Here is a 22794-nt window from a genome sequence, read left to right as displayed (position 1 = left end):
TCTTTAAGAGTCAGCGCTTTTTTAATGTAGAAAGAATATTTTTTAATAAAGTAGGCTTATAGTAAATCTAAACCAATATTGTCCTTACCAGTAGTTTTCTACGGCAATATTGCCCTCACCGCGGCGATTCATCACTAAGCCTAACGTCTTTAACGTCTCTTTAGTGTCTTCTACCATCTCTGGGTTGCCGCATAGCATAACGTGCGTACTATCGACATCTAAGTCAATGCCCGCGCGCGATTGCAACGTGTCATCTAACAAGAGTTTTGGCAGACGTTCTGTTAATGCACCCTCGACAGGCTCGCGGGTCACAATAGGAATAAAGATGAGTTTGGCTGGGTTATCAACCAGTGAGCCAAAGTCTTCTTGCAGGCTTTCAATTTTTTCAATATAAGCAAGCTCTTCTGTTGAGCGCGCGCTATAGGCCAATACGATATGCTCGTAGTCTTCCCAGGTTTTTAAGTCTTGCAGCATCGATAAAAAAGGCGCTAAGCCTGTTCCAGTCGCCAGCAACCATAAATCTTTTGGTAAGGGTTTTTGATATCGCGCCAAGGTTAAAAAGCCAAATGGCATGGTATTTAATAATAACTCATCACCGACTTCTAGGTGTTGCAATTGCGAAGTAAAGGCGCCATCAGGGATGACAATAGAGAAGAACTCTAGAATGTCATCGAAGGGTGAAGATACAATCGAATAGGCACGAAAGATATCTTCGTTTAGCGCTTCATTAGCTGCTGCGCCTCGCTGATTATAGTATTTTAGTTGACTGGGATTGACGCCTAAACGTACAAATTGACCAGCAGTAAATTTAAAGCTATCAGGACGGCTGACGGTAAAGCTAAACAGATTGGGCGTCCAGGTGGTTTTGCTAAGCACCGTTACTTTTTGAATATTGTCACTCATAATAATGATTCACCCTCGTTTTTTATTAATAATTATTGCCTATCTATTATAGATGGCTATTTTTGTCAATTTTTAAAGGCTATAAACTAAAAGATGCGCCGAGCTTCTCATAAAGCTGGCGCATCTTGGTTTTCTAACCATAACTATCAATAAGTAGCGGCGGCCGTCAGACTGAAATGCAGTCGCTCCCTTTAACTTTTTATGCTTACCAAATGCGAGCCAAACTTGCCCACTCAATCATGCTATTTGGCAGCACACCAAAGAAGATAATGATGGCGGTGACGGCAATAACCATGATACCCCCAGTACGCAAGCCCCACTGCTTTGAAACGTCAAATTCAATAAATTGTTTTGGACGTTTAAACAGTGTGAGCATAACGCGCAAGTAATAAAACAGACCAATGGCACTACCTAAGATAATCATTGCTGCCAAGAACCAATTGGTACCTTGAACTGCCGCAAGAATCGCAAACAGCTTGGTAATAAAACCTGCCGTTAAGGGAATACCTGCCAACGACAACATCATAATCGTCATGACAGCGGTCAATATCGGACGGCGCCAAAACAGCCCTTGGTAATGGGTCAATTCATCGGCTTCACCGGCCAAGCGATAAGGGCTCGACATCAAGGTCACGACGCCAAAGGCACCAATAGAGGTAAAGGCATAAATTGCCATATACATGCTTGAGATACTATCAGCGGCCGAACCAATGCTGACAATCACGATAAGCACATAACCCATGTGGGCGATGGACGAATAACCAAGTAAACGCTTAAGGCTGGTTTGACGAATGGCAAGTATATTACCTATCAAGATCGACAAGGTTGCCATGACCATAAGCAGCATCTGCACCGACGGCAATGCCAATAAAGACGTATCAATTAAGAAACGAACGGCAAGCGCCATCATCGCCACTTTGGAAACTGATGCCAAATACGTAGCAATAGGTGCGGGTGCGCCCTCATAAACGTCTGGCGTCCACATATGAAAAGGCGCAGCAGAGAGTTTAAAGGCAATACCAAACATCATCATCGCCGTTCCGAGGATTAATAATGGCGATTCAAAAATATCGACCAAGCTCATACTAATGGGTTTAAAGGCAAGCGAGCCCACTTGCGCGTAAATAAACGCCATTCCCATCAGTAACGTTGCCGATGCTGTGGCTGATAGCACTAAATACTTCAGCCCCGACTCAAGCGAGCGTCTGCGCATATACGTATATGCCAGCATGCCGTATAGCGGAATCGACAGCATCTCGAGGCTCATAAAGAATGAGGCCAAGTGCTGAGCACTGACCATCAGCAGTGCGCCAACGGTCGATAGCAGCATGAGCAAATATAGCTCTTCTTTATGATCGTCTAAATCGGCCAAATACGCATAAGACAGCGTAAAGCAGGCCAAGGCACATATAAAGATGACCACCATATTAAACTGAGCAAAATTATCAATCACAAATAACTGCTCGGCGGTTGGGACAAATGTCCCGCTATCAATGATGCCCGCCATTTGCCCAAGCAGCGCAAACAGACCAACGTTCAGACCGATTACCGAGATGGTACCGATCACCATATGCGAGCGTTTAATCGTAATGGCAATCATCACCACCAATACCGTCATCACTACCGCAATGATTGGCGCATAAGGCATGAGCCCCATCAAATCATTCATCGTAAATTCATTCATGACTTAACGTGCCTCCATTGCATCAAGCAGCTGTGATGCATCTACTTGTGTCACTTGACTGTATATATATGCGTTGTTAATCCACTGCATCGCGTGACTTGACGTATCAAGGAATGGCTGTGGATACAGTCCGAGCCAGACCAATCCTGCCGCTAACATAAGCAGCAAAGACAGCTCGCGCTTGCCCAAATCTTTTAATGGCCGCGCTGGCAAACCATGTGCTTCAGTTTCTCGTAACGCCACTTCTTTAATATTATTGCTTCCGAACAGGGCACGATGAATCAAGATAAGCGAGTATAAACCTGCCAATACTAGACTGAATGTGGCAAATACCACAAACACTGGATAATCAGCAAATGCGCCAAACAAAATCATAAACTCGCCGATGAAGTTACCTGTGCCCGGAATACCGAGTAGAGCGGCACAGAAGAACATCAGTATCGGGGCATAATAACGGAACTGACCCCACATTCCGCCCATCAAAGTCAAATCACGTGTATGCAAGCGCTCGTATAACTGCCCTGACATGATAAATAATGCCGCCGAACTTAGACCATGCGCTAGCATCTGAATCATCAAACCTTGTAGACTGATTAGGGTACCAGCATAGATGGCCAAAACCACAAATCCCATATGCGAGATACTGGTGTAGGCAAGCAAGCGCTTCATATCGGTTTGCATAAAGGCAAGCCAGGCACCATAAAAAATACCAATGGTCCCTAATGTCATGGCAATCGGGGCGAAATCTTGTGATGCTGCTGGGAATAGCGGTAAGACAAAACGAATCAAACCATACGCGGCAGTTTTAATCAAAACCCCTGCCAAATCCACCGAACCTGCGGTTGGCGCTTGCGCATGCGCGTCAGGCAGCCAACCGTGAAAAGGAACGATTGGCAATTTAACAGCAAAGCCAATAAAGAAGCACAGCATGATTGGGTATTCCCAGCCGCCAAGTGACGTGCCGAGTAAATCATTATAATTAAAACTGACCACGCCTTTTTGGGCATAGCTGATAATGACCAATATCAAAATACCTACCAACATGATAAGACCAGAGGCTTGGGTATAAATAAAGAACTTGGTTGCAGCATATTCTTTGGTCTTACCGCCGACCACATCATGACCCCAAATAGCGATCAAGAAGTAGATAGGAACCAGCATCATCTCCCAGAAGAAGAAGAACAAGAACAGGTCAATGGCTAAGAAAACACCAATAACCCCGCCTAAGCTCCATAAAAGGTTGAGATGGAAAAAACCAACTCGGCGTTGAATTTCATTCCACGAACAGGCAACCGCAGCAATACCGAGCAGCCCTGTCAAGCCAACCATGAGCAGCGATAAACCATCTAACGCTAAATGAAAACTAATCCCGAAGCTTGGTATCCACGGTACCATAAACTCGGCAACCCATGGCACCGTTGAGTCAGGCGCAATCACCTGCTTACTCATGCCGCTGTAATCGCCGTATTGCCATAATACCAATGACAGCCCAAAGGTCAATATCATACCAATTAAGGCAATCCAGCGCGGTAAACGTTTATTAAACCGCTCAACCAACCAGCATAAAAACCCTGCAATAAAAGGAATTGCGATCAATGCTGGTAGCATCCACGTTTGTTGTAACTCTATCATCTTATACCACCGTCATCATTACCAGCACGAGCAATACAGCCACACCCAAGCCAAAGCTTGCAGCGTAGCCTCGAAGTGACCCTGTTTGCGTTGCAGACAATACCTTGTTACCAGCGGAAGCCAGCTTCGGTAAAATAAGCCACGTTTTATCGATAGGGTCGGCTTTAAATAAGCGGCCGATGAACAAAAAGGGTTTTACAAAAACTAAATCGTATAGCGCATCAAAGCCCATACCGTGGTAGCACCAATAGTATAACGCTGAGCCAATAGTCGTGCGCTTAAAGCGGGTTAACATGCGACCTTTATCGAAGACATATAAGAATGCCGCGATAATCAAACCAACAAGCATCGCACCCATGGCGATATATTCCGCCGTATGTTTGTCATGTGCTTGATTGGCCACTTCTAATAAATGCCCAACGCTCTCAGGTAATACACCTTGTAATGGCGGCGTAATCAAAGCTCCCACTGCGGTTGATAATACCAGTAGTACCGTCAGCGGTAACCAATATGACACACCAGATAATTTGTGCGCAGGCGTTTTCTCTTCGCCAAAGAAGATAATCCAAATCATTCTAAAGGTATAAATCGCGGTTAAGAACGCGCCAAATACGCCCATATAGAATAAAACTTGATGGCCGGTCGCGTAACTTTCCCAAAGAATCGCTTCTTTGGAATAAAAACCAACGGTAACCCAAGGAATTGCTGCAAGCGCGCCGCCACCAACGATATAGCACCAAAATACTAGCGGTATCTTTTTACGTAATCCGCCCATCTTAAAGATGTTTTGCTCATGATGAACTGCAAGAATGACCGCCCCTGATGACAAGAATAGCAAGGCTTTAAAGAAAGCATGGGTCATCAAATGGAATATAGCGCCTTGCCAAGCGCCAACGCCCAATGCTAAGAACATATAACCAATTTGGCTCATGGTCGAATAAGCAAGAATACGTTTGATATCAGTTTGTACCAGCGCACAAAATCCAGCAACGACGAGCGTCAATGCCCCCACTGCGCCAACCCAATATAATAAAACGCCAGGCGTTAGGATAAACAATGGATGGAGACGCGCAATCAGATAGACACCAGCGGTAACCATGGTCGCAGCGTGAATCAAAGCAGAGACTGGCGTTGGACCTGCCATCGCATCGGCAAGCCACGTATGTAATGGCAACTGCGCAGATTTACCCATCGCTCCACCAACGAGCATCATCGTGGTCAAAATCATCGTTGGGTTGTTAATATCAAATACTTCCGGTGCACGAGTGATAATCTCTTGAATATGAAGCGTGCCAAATTCGCGGAATAATAAAAACAAGCCAAAGGCTAAAAACACATCGCCAACACGGGTCACGGTAAAAGCTTTCATCGCAGCCCGACCGTTGGCACGGTCTTGATAATAAAACCCAATCAGCAAGTAAGAACAAATACCGACGCCTTCCCAGCCAAGATATAACAAGAACAAGTTGTCCGCCAATACCAGCAATAACATACTGGCGACGAACAAGTTCATATAGCTAAAAAAGCGCGCAAAGCCTGTTTCACCTTTCATATACCAAGCAGCAAAAAGATGAATCAAAAAGCCAATACCGGTAATTACTCCCGTCATCGTCAGTGCCAAGCCATCAAAGCTTAGTCCAAAACTCGGCGCAAAATCACCAACTTGGAACCATGTCCACAGTGGTACTTCTACTATCGTTCCAGCAGGATTACTGGTTAAAAAGGTATAGCTAACCACCAGCGTACAAAGCGCTGATAGCAACATACTACCGACACCGACAATCGCTGCTACCTGCTCGCTTAACTTGTCGCGCATAAAGGCTAAGATCAAAAAGCCAACGAGCGGGAATATAAAGGTTAATGGTAATAAACTCATGACATCATCCTTTCATCTCATTGGCGCTATCGACATCGAGATGCCCACGCTGATGATAAAACCGCAATAATATTGCCAAACCAATGGCAGCTTCTGCTGCTGCTAAGGTCAAGATAAAGATAAACATAATCTGCCCATCTGGATCGACCCAGCGACTTCCTGCTATCACGAATGCTAATGCCGCGGCATTCATCATGATCTCAAGACTCATCAGCATAAATAAAAAATTACGACGAACCATGACGCCGCATAGACCGATAGCAAATAAGATACCGGCTAAAATCAATCCATGGCTCATGGGAATCATTCCCAGTACATTTTGCGCCTCAGCAACTGGCTGTACAAAGCCTGCTACCTCGTGGGCAAACGGCACATTTGCAACCTCTTGTGCCACGCTTGCTGCTAGTACCATCAGTCTGACTCCTTGCGCGTGACTCGTTGTATGGCTACCTGCTTACCTACATAGTTAAGCGGGTCGACATCTTTATACTCGTATTCTTCAGCAAGCCTTAACGCATCACCCTCTGTAATTGTGCCATCCATATACGAGCTGTCTTGACGTATATTGTTATCGTATGATTTGATATTGGCTACATTTGGATGAAGCGTTTGGCTATCGTTACTTTGACTTATATTACTGATAACCTCATCATTGCTGGACTCTTTTCCCAAATGATAAGCGGCAACTAACGCAGCCAATAACAACAGTGCCGCCACTTCTACCAACATCATATATTTGGTAAATAATGCCGTTCCCACCGCTTTGGCTGAAATTGTCGATCCGCCAATCATTGCGGCTTCTTCATGGTTAAGACCTATCAACGCATACAGCACAACCGCGATGATAATCGTTAGCCCCGTCGGCACCGCCCAAGTTCCGGCATCAAGCCAACGCTCTTCTCGCTCATCATTACTCATGCCTAAATTTAGCATCATAATAACGAAGACGAATAGCACCATAATGGCGCCTGCATAAACGACAATCTCAAGTGCCCCAGCAAATGGTGCACCTAACACAAAGAAAATACCTGAGATGGCCAATAACGACACAATCATCGATAAAATAGCGTGCACTGGATTGGCGAGCGTCACCACGCGCAAACTGGCAAATACTGCCACGGCTGCCAGCGCATAAAACCCCGCCAATTCAGGACTATTTAAGATATTCATCATGGTAGCAAGCTCCTTAGATCAATCGGTGCAGCTTCGTTTTGCGCCGCGCCTTTTGGTTTATCTGCTACCGCCATTCCCGTCACGCGATAATAGTTATAATCGGGATATTTACCTGGTCCTGAAATCAGCAAATGCTCTTTCTCATAGACCAAGTTTTGACGGACATATTCGCCCATCTCAAAGTCAGGCGTCATCTGAATCGCCGTCGTCGGACAAGCTTCTTCACACAATCCACAGAAGATACAACGTGAAAAGTTGATGCGGAAAAATTCTGGATACCAGCGACCATCTTCACGCTCTGCTTTTTGCAAAGAGATACAGGCAACTGGACAGGCAACCGCGCATAAATTACAAGCAACGCAGCGCTCATCACCGTCAGGATCGCGAGACAATATAATACGGCCACGAAAGCGCGGCGGAACTGGCACAGGCTCTTCTGGATAAAGAATGGTATCGCGCGGTCTGATGGCGTGACTATTGACCATCCACATACTGCGGATAATAGTATAGAAACCAACGATAATCTTTTTTATGCTATGAAACATGGGGTTATTATCCTTATTATCTTTACCCTAATTCATCATTAATATCATACTGATGATTACCAATAATTATTCACAACTACACTATTGGTGTCGGGGAAAAGATCAAAATTACTGCGGCAGTAACCAATAAATTAATTAAGGTTATCGGCAGGCAGACTTTCCAGCCAAAGTTCATCACCTGATCGTAGCGCGGACGAATGAGCGAACCGCGTGCCAAAATAAACATGGTCATAAAGAATAACGTCTTAATCATGAACCAAAAAGCTGGTGGAACAAAAGGAATATCTAAATTAAATGGCGCAAGCCAGCCGCCAAAAAACAGACACGTCATCAATGCTGAAATCAGTACGACGTTGACATACTCACCAATAAAGAACATACCAAATTTCATACCAGAGTATTCAACATGATACCCTTCGGCCAATTCTTGCTCTGCTTCTGGCTGATCAAATGGATGTCTATGGGTTACAGCAACACCAGCCACAACAAAAGTTAAAAAGCCAAAAAACTGTGGAATGATATACCAGCCGTCCATTTGTGATTCAACGATTTCACGTAGATTAAATGAGCCCGTTAGCGCCACAACGCCCATCAATGATAACCCTAAGAAAACTTCATAACTGATGGTTTGCGCCGCTGACCGTAATCCGCCAAGTAATGAGAATTTATTGGCAGAGGCCCAGCCACCAAACATCACGGCATAAACTGCAATACCGGCCATAGCAAAGAAGAATAAAATACCGATATCCCAATCAGCAACACCAAGGGTTGGTGAAATAGGAATAATGGCAAAGGATGCCAAAGCGGTAAACATGGCAACTGCGGGTGCCAAGGTAAACATAAACTTATCGGTAAAGTTTGGCGTCCAATCTTCTTTAAAGAAGATTTTCAACATATCAGCAACCAGCTGCAGCGAGCCAAACGGACCGACACGGTTTGGACCATAACGGTCTTGCCACAACGCTAGCATTCGGCGCTCATAAACGATCATCAACGCTGCCACAATAACGACCACTAAGAAGATAACCAACGCTTGCACGACCATAAATAGTATCGACCAAGTATCAAAGGTCATCATACCAGCCAAAAAGCTTGGCACATCAGGGATAATACGGGTAACTTGCAAATTACACCTCCTGTGTGGTGGTCGGCGCTGTGCTTACTGACGTGGCGCGGTTATTTTTATCACTCGTTAAAGAGCTGTCACTGGCCATACTGCCGAGCATCGTTACCGGCGCATCAACTTTACGTACCGAAGCTGGCATTGATGGATGGATAATACTCACCTGCCCGACTGGATAGCCGATACAGCCTTCTGCTAAATAGCCAACAAGCTCAACAGGTAAAGTAATCTGCTGATTATCAATCTCAACCGCCAGATAATCGCCAGCAGCAAGACCCCATTCTTTGGCATCGTCAATACCCACGCGCCATGCGGCGACAGGTAACTGCTCAGCGACGACCGGACTACGCGATGCCATCATTGAGCTGGCATAAAGATTATAGATAGGCACCAGTTTTGCTTGCCCTTGTTGCATATCTGTCGTCGTTACCGAATTAAATTCTGGAGCAACATATTGACGCGTAGCAAGACGCTCTAATTGATCAAACAGACGAACACCTGGATCACCATTTCTAAGGCTACCACCAACTTTATCTTGGTATTTATTCCACGCTTGCGGTGAGTTCCAGCCAGCAGCGCGAGCAAAAGGAATCATAGAGCTTGGGGTTTGTTTACCACTATAGCCTTCCATCGAAAAGGTTAAACCAGTATCCAAATCTTTTGGCTGCATTGGCTCATGAACAGATATTGGCGCGCGCATCGAGGTACGACCTGAATAACGACGCGGCTGACGGGCAATTTTAAGACCATTAATACGATAATCGGCATCAGGAGCAGCATCTTTAATACCAGCAAGCTTAGGATGAGTGGCGATTAGCGCATTGATGACATCATCCAGCAATGTCCAATCGACATCACGACCTTCTAAGCTGCTGTGCACGGCATGTAACCAGCGCCAGCCTTCTTTAATACCGCTCATTGGATGATAATAATTATTATCATAAACTTGGAAGAAGCGCTGCGCACGGCCTTCAGCTGATATGAGTGTACCATCCGCTTCAGCAAAGCTTGCGGCTGGCAAGACGATATCGACATCTTTATGCCAATCAAGTAGCTGATGATCCAACGCGATAACGGTTTTATCCGTCAGTAGCTGAGTTAATTTATGGGCATCAATAGCATCCGTTAGCTGATTTTCAGCAACGATGACGACATCGAAATCAGTCGCCAACAACTCTTCGACGGATTGACCCCCTAGCATACAAACGCCGACGCTATTGGCATCAGGAACGGCTAAGTAAATTCCGGCTTGAGCGTGATAGTTTTTATTCACCTCTTTTAGCTCAGGCTTGCTTGCAGGCTCACGCTCGATATCGTCTTGCGCTTCTTTGTCCGTTCCCGTTTCAGGTTTGGCCGGTTTTGCTGCTAGTTCTTTATCTTCTTCAGGCTGTTCAGTTTGCGCCTGTTTTTTAGCCGTACGGACTTGTTCATCACGAAGCTGTTCATCACGGGTTTTAGCGTTATGCGCTTCGATCTGCTGTTGCTCAGTGGCTTTAATCGCTGCACGCTTTTGGGTCAACGCTTGGGTAATTTGCGCCGCTGCTTCTATCAATGCAGTCGATGATAAGCTCGTTCCCGAAACCACTAACGGTTTATCGGCCTGAATCAAGTCATAAGCGATTTGCTGTGCTAAAGCTTTCATACCGTCAACATTAGTATCAATATTGGCATCTTGTTCTGCTGTTTTCGGATCTGCTATTTTTTTCAAATCATCAGCAAAATTCGCAATTTCATCAGCCACTTTAAAGCCAAGCTTAGTAATATCTTCAGGCGTTGCAACGACGCTGACTTTACTAATATCTTCGAGCTTGGTTTGGATAACATCGATGACATATACTGGGCTTTGAACACCTTGACCAATGCGTTTGACCGGCTCTGCCAACCAAGACTGGGTTTTGGTCGCTGCCGCCATCTTAATCGCTTCATTTTTTGCCGCTTGACGAATCGATAACGCCACACGCGATGAAGTCTGGGTAATATCTTCACCTAAGATTAATACCGCATCATGACTTTCGATATCAGCCATTCCAGGATTATAAATCCCCTCGGTGCTGAGCACTTCAATACATTTATTGACCAAATTTTGCTGCTGATGATTAAGACCCGTTGAGAAATTCTCAAAGCCGACCATATTTTTTAGCGCAAAGTTAGTTTCAAGGCTGGCACGTGGTGAGCCAATACCGATGACTTTTTTATCTTTGACACGCTTGATGGTTTCATCGAGGGCATAACCGACATTAATTTTGACATGCTTATCATTAATACGTTCGAGCGCTTGTGTTGGACGATCTTCACGATTGACATAACCATAACCGAAGCGACCACGGTCACATAAGAAGTAACGGTTTACTTCACCATTATAGCGGTTTTCAATACGGCGCAATTCGCCATAACGCTCACCCGCCGAGATGTTACAACCCGCTGAGCAGCCATGACAGATGCTTGGTGCATACTGCATATCCCATTTACGGTTATAGCGCTCCGAATGCGTCTTATCAGTAAACACACCCGTTGGGCAAACTTCGGTTAAGTTTCCTGAAAACTCACTTTCAAACTGACCATCTTTATCACGACCAAAATAAACGCGCTCATTTGAGCCATAAACGCCCAAATCTTCGCCGCCTGCGTAGTCTTTATAAAAACGGACGCAGCGGTAGCAAGCGATACAGCGGTTCATTTCATGAGCGATAAATGGCCCAAGCTCTTGGTTATGATGGGTGCGCTTGGTAAAGCGATAGCGACGACGGCTATGACCTGACATATAAGTCATGTCTTGTAGATGACAATGTCCGCCCTCTTCACAAGTTGGACAATCATGCGGATGGTTGACCATCAATAGCTCAACCATCGATTTACGAAACGCTTTGGCTTCATCGTCAGTAACCGAGATATACATATCATCGCCAGGAGCGACCATACATGACATCACTAGGCGACCGCGACCTGCTTCCATATCTTCTTTATTTTGGTATTGCTTAACCGCACACTGACGGCAAGAGCCGACTGAACCTAAGGCTGGGTGATAACAAAAATACGGCACATCAATGCCAAGTGACAAACAGGCTTGGAGCAAGTTGTCGCTGCTATCTACTTCGACAGTGGTTCCATCAATATGTATGACTGCCATGCCGTTCTCCTTATTTCACATCTGGCTGTTGATGGGCTGCAGCCTCAATGACTTCTACACCAACCGCCTGCGCAATTTTTTGATCGAACTCAGGACGGAAATATTTAATTGCACTCATCAGTGGTTCCATCGCACCTGGGGCATGAGCGCAAAAGGTTTTACCGATCCATAAATCACGGGTTAACTCCTCAAGCTTCTCAACATCACCGATTTGACCTTGACCATCATTGATAGCAGTCAGCAGCTTGACGCCCCACGGTAAGCCATCTCGGCACGGTGTACACCAACCGCACGATTCACGTTGGAAGAAAACCTCAAGGTTACGCAGTAACGGTACCATGTCTTGCTCTTCATCAACCACCATAATCAGACCGGTTCCCATTCGGCTTCCAGCTTTTTGAATGGTATCAAAATCAACGACCGTATCTAAATGCTCTGCCGTTAAAAAATCGGTTGAGGCGCCGCCGGGTAACCAAGCTTTTAATTTGCGACCTTCCTGCATTCCGCCAGCAAAATCTTCAATAATTTCACGCGCAGTATAGCCAAATGGCAACTCCCAAAGACCCGGATCATTGACCAAACCCGAGCAACCAAATAGCTTAGTTCCTGGGGTTTCGACCACACCTTTGGCTTTTGGTAGATCTTGATACCATTTGCTGCCGTGTAAAATAATGGCTGAAACGTTGTGCAAGGTTTCAACGTTATTGACCACAGTCGGACGTCCCCATGCACCTGCTACTTGTGGAAATGGCGGTTTGGTTCGAGGGTTAGCACGGCGACCTTCAAGACAGTTAATCAAAGCGGTTTCTTCACCACAAATATAACGACCAGCGCCAGTATGAACGTGCAAGTCAAAGCTAAAGTCTGACCCTAAAATATTGTCGCCGACCAAATTATTGGCACGCAATTCTTCAAGCGCAGCCGTTAGGCGCTCTGCTGCTAAGATATATTCACCGCGAATAAAGATATAACCTGCCGTTGCACCAATCGCATAAGCTGAAATCAGCATTCCTTCGATAAGCTGAAACGGCAGCCGCTCCATCAATAAACGATCTTTAAAGGTTCCCGGTTCCATCTCATCGGCATTACAGACTAGATAGCGTGGACCGCCATCGGGTGGCGCCATCAGCGACCATTTGATTCCAGCTGGGAATCCTGCACCGCCGCGACCTTTTACCACCGCTTCTTTAATGGTATTTAAAGTGTCATCTGGCGATTGGTTTAACGCCATTTTTAAGGCTTCAAATCCACGTAATGATTCATAAGTCGCTAAGTCTAGGACTGCATCGTGGTGTGCTAAGCGCCATGTTAATGGTTTGGTTTCGCTAGTAGCAGTCGCTTTATCGCCATAAACAGGAATGCGCTGGTCATTTAATTGGCTAGGCGCTTTGCCTTGGCCGCGACGAGCAATCTGCTCAGAAATCGTTAAACTCATGCGTATAGCTCCAACAATTGGGCGACCTCAGAGGGCTGGACAGGGCCATAGGTATCTTCATTAATCAATACCGCAGGGCCTTTATCACAGTTACCCAAACAACAAATCGGCAATAGCGTAAAGCGGTTGTCAGGGGTTGTCTGACCATAGTCGATGCCCAGCTGCGCTTTTAATTCAGCCGCCAGTGCTTCATAGCCTGTCAAATAACAAGCGACCGAGTCACAAATAAGGATGACATGACGACCGACTGGCTGGCGGTAAATACGGTTAAAAAAGGTTGCCACCCCATCCATGTCGGTCACAGGGATGTTTAGAATATTGGCAATGGCATTCACTTGTGCATCATCGACCCAGCCGTTACGCTTTTGCACAATTTTTAGCGCATCTAAAGACGCTGCCCGTGGATGGGGATAATGATGCATATACTCATGGATAGCCGCAATTTCTTCAGCGGTTAAAATACTTGCCACATCTACTTTTGGCATTTTATCGGAAACAATTCTCATAATCTTCTTCTTTCCTCACTCAGCCCACTGTTTATATGACGCTTGGCGTCTTAACAGCGTTTTGGTGTGCCAGTCTGGCGATAACATATTAATAAACGTGTTTTACTTTTAGGATTAAACACTTATGAACGATGATGACGGTAAACGCATCACCGTAGACCTCTAACGGTCACAATCCGCCATCACAATATCAATCGACGCCAAATACATAATGGCATCGGACACCAGTGAACCATTAATGACTGATGGCATCTGCTGCAAATGCGGAAATGTCGGCGTACGTATGCGAGTACGGTAGCTCATCGTTGCTTTATCCGAGGTAATGTAATAACTGTTTAGGCCTTTGGTTGCCTCTATAATGGTGGCACACTCACCCGCTGGCATGACAGGACCCCAAGACACGGAGATAAAGTGGTTAATCAAGGTCTCGATATCGTTTAAGGTACGGTCTTTTGGCGGTGGAACTGCAAGCGGATGATCCGCCTTATAAGGACCTTGCGGCATATTATCCATACATTGACGGATGATACGTAACGACTGGCGCATCTCTTCGATTTTTACCATGCAGCGATCATAAGCATCGCCGTTATGACCAACTGGCACTTCAAAGTCGTAATTCTCGTAGCCCATGTAAGGACGCGCTTTACGTAAATCGAAATCCAATCCTGTTGCACGTAACCCCGCACCTGTGACGCCCCACGCTAATGCTTGTTTGGTATTGTACTGGGCAACGCCTTGGGTACGACCTTTTAGCACACTATTTTGTAGGGCTGCTTTAACGTATTCATCCAAGCGTTTTGGCATCCAGTCCAAGAACTCGCGAACCAAACGCTGCCAGCCGCGCGGTAAATCGTGTGCTGTACCGCCGATTCGGAACCACGCTGGGTGCATTCGGTAACCCGTCACCGCTTCGATGACGTCATAGGCTTTTTGGCGGTCGGTAAACATATAGAATACCGGTGTCATACCGCCAGCATCTTGGATAAAAGTACCGACAAAGAGTAAATTATTGGTTATTCGGAAAAACTCACTCATCATCACACGGATGGTCTCAGCACGCGGCGGCACCGTAATTCCAGCAAGTTTTTCGACCGACATGACATACGGCAGCTCATTCATGACGCCGCCGAGATAGTCGATACGGTCGGTATAAGGAATATACGAGTGCCACGTTTGACGCTCAGCCATCTTTTCGGCGCCGCGGTGGTGATAGCCAATATCAGGGATACAATCGACGACTTCTTCACCGTCAAGCTGTAACACCAAGCGGAATGCACCGTGAGCCGATGGATGGTTAGGACCGATATTTAAGAACATAAAGTCTTCATCGCGGCCCGAGCGCTTCATTCCCCATTCTTCAGGGATAAAACGCAAGTTTTCTTGCTCGTATTGTTGTTTAGCGTTATTTAAGAAATAAGGAGTAAACTCAGTCGCCCGCGCATGATATTCTTTACGCAGTGGATGACCTTCCCAATATTTTGGCAATAAAATACGGGTTAAATGCGGATGGCCGCTAAAGACAATTCCGAACATATCCCACACTTCGCGCTCGTACCAGTTGGCATTTGGCCAAATTTTGGTCGCGCTCGGTACATTAAGATCATCTTCGCTTAGGGCGACTTTGATGCGCACATCGCTATTTCGCTCAAGCGACATCAAGTGATAAAACACTGTAAAGTCACTCTCAGGCAAGCCTTGACGATGTTGACGTAAACGCTCATCTATCGCTGACAAGTCAAATAGCATGACATAAGGCTTTGGCAATTTACGCAGGTATAAAAGGATATCGAGTAAATCAGCACGCGCGACCCAAACCGTTGGAATCTCATCAATAGTGTGCTGCACGACAAACTTACCGGCATACTTCTGCTCAAGCTCGGCAATAACCGCTGGAACAGGCTTAATTTTAGGATCCATGTTGTTAAGATCTATGTTTTCGACTACCGTGACCATGAATGATGTATTCCTTCATTAATCATAATTAAGCTATATGAAACATAACCGAACTCTGCTAAACAAGACCGAGATATGCAAATCATAACTGAATCATGATGAATATATGCGTACTGCGCAATTTTACGGATTATTAATGATTGAGCCAAACCAGCAAATAAGATGCTTTTCGTTTAAATACTTCATGCTTAAATACGGTTTGGCTAAACGCTCATGGCTTAAATGCTATCTGGGCTTCGCAAGTTTTTCACAGCGATACGATCCGCTTGTTTACGATCACGCTCAGGCGTCATTTGCGGCTGGTAAATACCTTGCTCATTGACATGGATTCCCAGCGGACGACGCTCTTTAGTAATAGACTCTTGCAACAGCATCAAACCTTGAATCAGCGCTTCTGGTCGCGGCGGACAACCTGGCACATAAACATCGACAGGGATAATTTTATCAACGCCTTGAACCACAGAATAAATGTCATACATACCACCAGAGTTGGCACAAGCACCCATCGAAATGACCCATTTTGGCTCTAACATTTGCTCATAAAGGCGCTGAATAACAGGTGCCATTTTGATAAAGCAAGTACCAGCGACAATCATCACGTCCGCCTGACGAGGCGAGGCACGAATAACTTCGGCACCAAAGCGAGACAAATCGTGAACTGCAGTTAAAGTAGTGGCGTATTCGACATAGCAACAAGAGGTACCAAAGTTAAATGGCCAAAGGGAGTTCTTTCGTCCCCAGTTTGCTGTTGAATGGATAAGGTCTTCAAGACGACCCATAAAGACGTTTTTATTGACTTCATCTTCGATAGGATCATTGACCGTCTGACTGGTCTGTGCAGGATAGACATCTGCATCAGGGTTGGCTTTTGTTAATGTGTATTTCATAACATACAACCTTTATTATAGGCGCTACGTGATAAGCATTGGTCATCACTATCGCCATAACTTCTATTATTTATATGAATAAGTGGCCACACTGGAATAAGAGGCCAAAAGCGCTTAGCCTTTGATATTATCCTGTCGCGCAGACGTGGCAAAATCCACAGACGTCACATTACCTGTGGTATTAATATGGTCGATATTTTGCAGGTGACGGCGATTGGTCTCGATGTTGTTTGAGACATTAATTTGTCCTGAAGACTGCGCTGGAATTTTGCCTGTTGGGTCAACCATAAGCTCATCAACGCCATCAAACTGGGTAATGTCAGCCAAATTAAAGCCCGCAGGCGCTGCATATAAACGCGCTTGTTTGCGGCGCTTATCCGCTGGTGACCAGTTGAGTGCGCCCAAGCTCAAGGCGTAAACCAAACCAATCAATAAATCGACGATAAACGTTGCTGCTGTCGCAAATCCAAGCCAGCCTGTTTCCCGCACTGATACCGCGTATGCATACAAATACAGCGCTTCTAAGTCAAAGATTACAAAGAAAATTGCGACCAAATAGAATTTAGCAGACAAACGAATGCGGGCATTGCCAGCTCCGACAACACCCGCTTCAAATACTTCTTCTTTTTGTGTGCCCTGAGAGCGACCGCCAAGTAAGCGCGGAACGACCAGCATAAAGACAACTAGCCCAATGGCGGCTAAAATAAAAGCAATTGCTGACCAATTAAAAGCAGACATGATAATACGTGCTCCTCACCCAATCGAGTGTCAAGCGCACCGCGAATACTCACAAATGATGGTGGTAATGGCGATAAGCATAACGCAGACGAAAACACAAAGTAGCTATCATAAAATAGCTGTCATTAAGTCATTTGATGTGAGTAAAGGTATTTAAACCACTCTGATCTTTCAATGACTATTATAGCTACTGTGCTGGTAATAACCAATTATCAAGCTTATTGACGACGATGTCAGACATGACCAACTATAAATATTCCGGCATGCATACGGATAAAAGGCTGGTCGCCCAACGCATCTTTTAACAACGTAAGATCAACTTATTAAATCAATATCATATTCGACAGTTTATTTAATTGATTTAATAGCTCATACACGTGGTCAACAATGACGTGACAACTGGCATAAATTATTTACGTACTATACGCATATTAGCAATTAAAAGCTAGTTTTTAACTGCATTGAACGGTCATTTTATCTGCAAAAAAAACATATTTTTTTTACTATAAACTATGGTATAGACATTACCTTATATTAACCTTAAATCCGACTTTCTGAACAAAGACTCGTATATATAGTGTAAGCCGCGAAAACCAAACGCTTTTTCGTCTTAAAACCTGTCGCCAACTCCTCACCCAAAGGCTTAGTTTTTGCTTTATAATGGCTCACCTAATTTTGATACTTTGTCGTTATTCAATCACACATTTTGTTACCTTTATTATTGGTTTCACTTTGTCAAAAATATCGTCTTTGCTAGTAACGAGGATTTTATTAGAGGTATCGTTTTTATTACCTTCTCACTCAAAGTATTGTTTTTCTAAAAGCCTCGCTATATTGTTCCCTTTTTTATTGACGCAATGTGTATTTAACGATGCTGCTATCCGTTTTATTTTCTTTTTTGCTTTCGTCTTACAGGTCATTTTATGAGTCAACTTAATCCCAAACAACAAGAAGCCATGCTTTATGTCTCAGGACCTTTATTGGTATTGGCGGGAGCAGGCTCAGGTAAAACCTCGGTTATTACGCGTAAGATTGCCTATCTGATCGAAGAATGCAACATGCCAGCTGAGCGCATCACTGCGGTCACCTTTACCAATAAAGCAGCGCGTGAAATGAAAGCCCGGGTTGGAAAGTTGCTGCCAAGTGAAAAAACGCGCGGTCTGACGGTGTCAACCTTCCACCAATTCGGGCTTCAGTTTTTGCGTTATGAGCTGATTCATACGCCACTCAAAGGCAACTTCTCGATCATGGACAGCGATGATAGTAAACGCCTGCTGATGGAGCTGATGATGCGCGACAATCTAAGTGGCGCGGAAAGCCGTGAGCTGGTTGGCAAAGCGATAAAAATGATTTCTGATTGGAAAAATGATCTTATCGAACCTGATAAGGCGATGGAAACCTTAGACGATCCAGAAGATATGATTTTTGCTACGCTTTATGCTTTATACGAGCGTAATTTGCGCGCTTACAATGCGGTTGATTTTGACGATTTGATTGTGTTGCCGACTAAGATATTGCGTGAAAATGCTGAGCTGCGTGATAAATGGCAAAACCGTATCCGTTACCTTTTAGTCGATGAGTATCAAGATACCAATACCGCCCAGTACGAAATGATTAAATATCTGGTCGGACCGCAGGGGCGCTTTACCGTTGTTGGCGATGACGACCAATCTATCTATGCGTGGCGCGGTGCAAAACCTGAAAACATGGCACTGCTTAAAGAAGATTTCCCCAAATTAAAAATCGTCATGCTTGAGCAAAATTACCGCTCGACCACGCGTATTTTAACCTCTGCCAACGCGGTTATTACCAATAACGAGCATTTATTTGAAAAGAAACTTTGGTCAGATAAAGGTCAAGGCGAAAAAATCCGCATTATTAACTGCCGTAATGACGACGATGAGTCGGAGCGCGTGGCAAAGGAGATCGTCACGCATAAACTGCGCTTTGGAAATGAGTGGGAACAATATGCAGTGCTTTATCGTAGTAATTTTCAAGCGCGCATGCTTGAGGCACAACTGCGCCAGTTGCAAGTCCCTTATAAATTATCCGGCGGTCAGTCATTCTTTGCCCGAAGTGAAATTAAAGACATCATGGGCTATCTGCGTCTGATTTTAAACCCTGAAGATGACAGCGCGTTTTTAAGAATTATCAATACACCGAAGCGCGGAATGGGACCTGCAACCCTTGAAAAGCTTGGCCTTTTTTCACAAGAGCATAGCATCTCGCTATTGGCATCTTGTACCCATGCCGGTCTTGCTCACGTTTTGCCATCAAAAGCCTATGGGACGCTAAAAGAGTTTGGCGACTTTATCGAACACTACACTCGTGAGCTCGATCAGCACCCCGATCCTGTTCCTATCGTGCGTCAAATGATTGATGAAACTGGCTACATTGACTTTGTTCGTAGCGATGCCAAAACGCCGCAACAAGAAAAAAACCGTATCGATAATATTGATATGCTTTATACCAGTATTCAGTCACTGATTAATCGCGCTGAAGAAGATGACGACCGAACGATTGATACCATCATTCGCAAATTGGTGCTGCTTGATATGCTAGAGCAACAGCAAGAAGAAGAGAATACTAATAAAGTCAACCTCATGACCTTACATGCGGCAAAAGGTTTGGAATTTGATTACGTCTACATCATGGGACTTGAGGAAGAGATGCTGCCACATCGCAACTCTATTCTCAGTGAAACGGTCGAAGAAGAACGGCGCCTAATGTACGTGGGAATTACCCGTGCCCGTCGTGAGCTAACATTGACGCTCGCCACCCAGCGCCGTGCAGGCGGTCAAATGCGTGTGACCTCAGAATCACGGTTTTTGGATGAATTGCCAGAAGATCACATCGACTGGCCTGCCAAAGCAAAAAAGAAAAAAGCCAGCAAAGACCCTGAAAAAGTCGCTGATGAATATTTAGCCAATATTCGCGCCTTATTAGGAAACCGCTAAGCTCAATATAATAGACTGACTTTTAGTAAACTGACTTTAAAACCAAAGTAGTGCGACTGGGATGAATTTTTTGTAGCCTCTGTGACAGCAGCAAGCAAGGAAAATTTATACCAGTCACACCTGACTATTAACGTAACGATTTTATTTTAAGCCAACCATAATAAAAAACTGGCTAATAAATATCGCTAGACCTTGAACTCAAAGCCGCTATTTCGGTCATTATTATTTATACCTGTTCAAAACTTGGAATCTTTATGCCCACCTCGACGCCGAATCCTGAACGACTAACGACACGACAAGGCGACTACAATCCGGTAGAGTCTAGCGGTGAATATAAGCTGCTGTATTTGCAGGAGTTGGTTGCGGATAAAGCGTTCGAGGCGATTACTGAGTTTTTAGAAAAGCAATCAGAATATGAGATTGCCAGCTTGCTCGAGTCCTTTCCTAGCCAAAATCGGTTATTGATTTGGGCGCAAGTGCCAGAAGACATCAAAGGTGAAGTCCTTGCAGAGCTCGAGTTTGATACCCGCCAGCCGCTGTTAGAAAACGTCTCGTCAAAAGAAATCTCGCTATTTACTCAAGACCTTGATGCGCAGGACATCTCGGAGATTTTGGATACCGTCACCGAAAGCGTACGAACTTCGGTGATGGCGACCTTGGATGAAGAGATTCGAGTTCAGGTCAATAAGCTCGATACTTATAACGACTGGGAAGTTGGTAGTTATATGGATCCTGAGCTTATTCAAGTCAGGGAAGATATATCGCTTGCTGAGGTACAAAACTGGCTGCGAGAAAATGCCGATTTGCTCGATGAGGAAAGTAAAGAGCTACTGGTCGTCGATCAAAGCCAGCAACTGCTTGGCCTTCTCAGTTTGGCGGACTTGATTAAACATAATCAAACAACGTTGGTGGCTGATTTAATTCATAATGCCATTACTATCAATGATCGCTTAGATATTCAAGATGCAGCGGCGATCTTCCGTTCAGAAGATATTCGCTTTGCGCCCGTGATTAACAGCCATGGCGAATTGGTTGGTCAGTTAAATGGCGAAGACATTATGGAAATTATCCAAGATGATGTCGATAGCACGATGAAAAACCTGGCCGGTGTTAGCCAAGATGAAGAGCTGTTTGCGCCTATTTTGACCAGTGCCAAAAGCCGAAGTATTTGGCTTGGCATAAATTTATGTACCGCACTATTGGCCGCTGCGGTAATCGGACAGTTCGAAGCCGTACTGGCAAAGGTAGTAGCGCTGGCGATTCTCATGCCTGTGGTCGCCAGTATGGGCGGTATTGCAGGCTCACAAACGCTTACTGTCGTCATTCGCGGCATGGCAATGGGTCAAATCGGCGGCTCCAACCGCTTATGGTTACTCAATAAAGAGCTGTGGGTCGGGGCGATAAACGGTATCATATGGGCGATAATCATGGCGATAATTGCTCAATTATGGTTTCATGATGTTAAAATCAGTGCAGTCATCGGTTTGGCCATTGCGATTAATATGACCGCCGCTAACGTGTCCGGCATTAGTATTCCGCTAATGCTAAAGCGTATGAATATCGACCCTGCCCTCTCTGCCTCGGTTATCCTAACCACCGTGACCGATATTGTCGGCTTTATGTCATTCTTGGGCTTGGCGAGCATATTAATTCTTTAGCTAAATTAGGCATCCATCAGTGATAAAATTGTCATTTATAAAACCATCAAACCGTTAAGTGAGTGCGTTATGCAAGCTGTTCAAGTTAAAGTCTTAAACCCAAAAATTACTGAAGATAAAGCGTTTTCTTTACCGACTCGTGCGACTGATGGCAGCGCAGGAATCGACTTGCGAGCTTGTATAGATGAGCCTTTAACGATCAAAGCAGGTGCCACCCATTTAATTGGCACTGGTCTTGCGGTTTATATTCAAGATCCTGACTTTGCTGGCATGATTTTGCCGCGCTCAGGACTCGGTCATAAGCATGGTATCGTTTTGGGCAATTTGGTTGGCTTGATTGACGCCGATTATCAAGGTGAGCTAATGGTCAGTATTTGGAATCGCAGTAACGAAGATTTTGTCTTAAATCCTGCCGAGCGTATGGCGCAATATGTGGTCGTTCCGGTTGCTCGCCCTGAGTTTGAAGTGGTATCAGAGTTTAGTGATATCAGCGCTCGCGGCGCGGGTGGTTTTGGTCACTCTGGTCGTCAGTAAAAGTAACCAATTTTCTATCTACCATAAATCGCATCAATAAAAATAACGAGCGATTTATTTTCC

At 45.0% G+C, this 22794-nt stretch carries 17 protein-coding genes; 3 read left to right on the top strand and 14 right to left on the bottom strand.

All coding sequences use genetic code 11. The features are described from left to right. Window positions 1-84: 84 nt before the first annotated feature. The 14 genes from B4K26_RS02690 to ndhC form a co-directional block, all read right to left on the bottom strand. A complete protein-coding gene (locus tag B4K26_RS02690; RefSeq protein WP_296243372.1) occupies window positions 85-903 on the bottom strand; it encodes a ferredoxin--NADP reductase in 819 nt (272 codons plus the stop codon). Window positions 904-1108: 205 nt separating this feature from the next. Continuing rightward, window positions 1109-2587, bottom strand: coding sequence for an NADH-quinone oxidoreductase subunit N (locus tag B4K26_RS02685; protein ID WP_296243371.1), 1479 nt, complete (start codon window positions 2585-2587; stop codon window positions 1109-1111). A gap of 3 nt (window positions 2588-2590) precedes the next feature. After that, on the bottom strand, window positions 2591-4219 hold the full coding sequence (gene nuoM, locus B4K26_RS02680) for an NADH-quinone oxidoreductase subunit M (protein WP_296243370.1): 1629 nt from the start codon (window positions 4217-4219) through the stop codon (window positions 2591-2593). Window position 4220: 1 nt separating this feature from the next. After that, on the bottom strand, window positions 4221-6095 hold the full coding sequence (gene nuoL, locus B4K26_RS02675) for an NADH-quinone oxidoreductase subunit L (protein ID WP_296243369.1): 1875 nt from the start codon (window positions 6093-6095) through the stop codon (window positions 4221-4223). Window positions 6096-6099: 4 nt separating this feature from the next. Next, window positions 6100-6408: an NADH-quinone oxidoreductase subunit NuoK gene (gene nuoK / locus B4K26_RS02670; protein WP_296243403.1), complete on the bottom strand. Its 309-nt coding sequence runs from the start codon at window positions 6406-6408 to the stop codon at window positions 6100-6102. Between the two features lie 98 nt (window positions 6409-6506). Continuing rightward, window positions 6507-7268, bottom strand: a complete 762-nt coding sequence (gene nuoJ / locus B4K26_RS02665; protein ID WP_296243367.1) for an NADH-quinone oxidoreductase subunit J — start codon at window positions 7266-7268, stop codon at window positions 6507-6509. Continuing rightward, a complete protein-coding gene (gene nuoI, locus B4K26_RS02660; RefSeq protein WP_296243366.1) occupies window positions 7265-7813 on the bottom strand; it encodes an NADH-quinone oxidoreductase subunit NuoI in 549 nt (182 codons plus the stop codon). Before nuoI ends, nuoJ begins: the two co-directional genes overlap by 4 nt. Window positions 7814-7889: 76 nt before the next feature. After that, window positions 7890-8891, bottom strand: a complete 1002-nt coding sequence (gene nuoH, locus B4K26_RS02655) for an NADH-quinone oxidoreductase subunit NuoH (RefSeq protein ID WP_296243401.1) — start codon at window positions 8889-8891, stop codon at window positions 7890-7892. A gap of 49 nt (window positions 8892-8940) precedes the next feature. Next, on the bottom strand, window positions 8941-12063 hold the full coding sequence (gene nuoG / locus B4K26_RS02650; protein ID WP_296243364.1) for an NADH-quinone oxidoreductase subunit NuoG: 3123 nt from the start codon (window positions 12061-12063) through the stop codon (window positions 8941-8943). 10 nt (window positions 12064-12073) lie between these two features. Next, window positions 12074-13498: an NADH-quinone oxidoreductase subunit NuoF gene (gene nuoF / locus B4K26_RS02645; RefSeq protein WP_296243362.1), complete on the bottom strand. Its 1425-nt coding sequence runs from the start codon at window positions 13496-13498 to the stop codon at window positions 12074-12076. Next, window positions 13495-14004, bottom strand: a complete 510-nt coding sequence (gene nuoE / locus B4K26_RS02640; protein WP_296243360.1) for an NADH-quinone oxidoreductase subunit NuoE — start codon at window positions 14002-14004, stop codon at window positions 13495-13497. Before nuoE ends, nuoF begins: the two co-directional genes overlap by 4 nt. Window positions 14005-14166: 162 nt before the next feature. Continuing rightward, on the bottom strand, window positions 14167-15921 hold the full coding sequence (gene nuoC, locus B4K26_RS02635; RefSeq protein ID WP_296243399.1) for an NADH-quinone oxidoreductase subunit C/D: 1755 nt from the start codon (window positions 15919-15921) through the stop codon (window positions 14167-14169). Between the two features lie 254 nt (window positions 15922-16175). After that, window positions 16176-16844 (bottom strand): NuoB/complex I 20 kDa subunit family protein, encoded by a 669-nt coding sequence (locus B4K26_RS02630; RefSeq protein ID WP_296243358.1) that lies wholly within the window; start codon window positions 16842-16844, stop codon window positions 16176-16178. 114 nt (window positions 16845-16958) lie between these two features. Beyond that, window positions 16959-17582 (bottom strand): NADH-quinone oxidoreductase subunit A, encoded by a 624-nt coding sequence (ndhC, locus tag B4K26_RS02625; RefSeq protein ID WP_296243356.1) that lies wholly within the window; start codon window positions 17580-17582, stop codon window positions 16959-16961. Window positions 17583-18505: 923 nt separating this feature from the next. On the opposite strand from ndhC, the gene B4K26_RS02620 reads away from it, so the two are divergent. From B4K26_RS02620 to dut, 3 genes are all read left to right on the top strand, one after another. Next, window positions 18506-20539, top strand: coding sequence for a UvrD-helicase domain-containing protein (locus B4K26_RS02620; protein ID WP_296243355.1), 2034 nt, complete (start codon window positions 18506-18508; stop codon window positions 20537-20539). Between the two features lie 254 nt (window positions 20540-20793). Next, entirely contained in the window at window positions 20794-22197 is a 1404-nt protein-coding gene (gene mgtE, locus B4K26_RS02615) for a magnesium transporter (RefSeq protein WP_296243354.1), read from the top strand. Between the two features lie 69 nt (window positions 22198-22266). Further along, window positions 22267-22731, top strand: coding sequence for a dUTP diphosphatase (dut, locus tag B4K26_RS02610; protein ID WP_296243353.1), 465 nt, complete (start codon window positions 22267-22269; stop codon window positions 22729-22731). The last annotated feature ends 63 nt before the right edge of the window (window positions 22732-22794 follow it).

Origin of the sequence: Psychrobacter sp. UBA6766, from assembly GCF_002453355.1 — a bacterium.
In the GTDB taxonomy this organism is placed as follows: domain Bacteria; phylum Pseudomonadota; class Gammaproteobacteria; order Pseudomonadales; family Moraxellaceae; genus Psychrobacter.
Note: the sequence above shows the minus strand (reverse complement) of the source record. Positions and strands in the feature narration are given on the sequence as shown.

What these genes read in the sequence shown, in the direction of transcription:
- nuoF (WP_296243362.1), bottom strand. Translation starts at nt 13,498, where the DNA reads ATGAGTTTAACGATTTCTGAGCAGATTGCTCGTCGCGGCCAAGGCAAA.
- nuoE (WP_296243360.1), bottom strand. Translation starts at nt 14,004, where the DNA reads ATGAGAATTGTTTCCGATAAAATGCCAAAAGTAGATGTGGCAAGTATT.
- ndhC (WP_296243356.1), bottom strand. Translation starts at nt 17,582, where the DNA reads ATGTCTGCTTTTAATTGGTCAGCAATTGCTTTTATTTTAGCCGCCATT.
- B4K26_RS02630 (WP_296243358.1), bottom strand. Translation starts at nt 16,844, where the DNA reads ATGAAATACACATTAACAAAAGCCAACCCTGATGCAGATGTCTATCCT.
- B4K26_RS02620 (WP_296243355.1), top strand. Translation starts at nt 18,506, where the DNA reads ATGAGTCAACTTAATCCCAAACAACAAGAAGCCATGCTTTATGTCTCA.
- mgtE (WP_296243354.1), top strand. Translation starts at nt 20,794, where the DNA reads ATGCCCACCTCGACGCCGAATCCTGAACGACTAACGACACGACAAGGC.
- nuoL (WP_296243369.1), bottom strand. Translation starts at nt 6,095, where the DNA reads ATGAGTTTATTACCATTAACCTTTATATTCCCGCTCGTTGGCTTTTTG.
- nuoM (WP_296243370.1), bottom strand. Translation starts at nt 4,219, where the DNA reads ATGATAGAGTTACAACAAACGTGGATGCTACCAGCATTGATCGCAATT.
- dut (WP_296243353.1), top strand. Translation starts at nt 22,267, where the DNA reads ATGCAAGCTGTTCAAGTTAAAGTCTTAAACCCAAAAATTACTGAAGAT.
- nuoH (WP_296243401.1), bottom strand. Translation starts at nt 8,891, where the DNA reads ATGATGACCTTTGATACTTGGTCGATACTATTTATGGTCGTGCAAGCG.
- B4K26_RS02690 (WP_296243372.1), bottom strand. Translation starts at nt 903, where the DNA reads ATGAGTGACAATATTCAAAAAGTAACGGTGCTTAGCAAAACCACCTGG.
- nuoJ (WP_296243367.1), bottom strand. Translation starts at nt 7,268, where the DNA reads ATGATGAATATCTTAAATAGTCCTGAATTGGCGGGGTTTTATGCGCTG.
- nuoG (WP_296243364.1), bottom strand. Translation starts at nt 12,063, where the DNA reads ATGGCAGTCATACATATTGATGGAACCACTGTCGAAGTAGATAGCAGC.
- nuoC (WP_296243399.1), bottom strand. Translation starts at nt 15,921, where the DNA reads ATGGATCCTAAAATTAAGCCTGTTCCAGCGGTTATTGCCGAGCTTGAG.
- B4K26_RS02685 (WP_296243371.1), bottom strand. Translation starts at nt 2,587, where the DNA reads ATGAATGAATTTACGATGAATGATTTGATGGGGCTCATGCCTTATGCG.
- nuoI (WP_296243366.1), bottom strand. Translation starts at nt 7,813, where the DNA reads ATGTTTCATAGCATAAAAAAGATTATCGTTGGTTTCTATACTATTATC.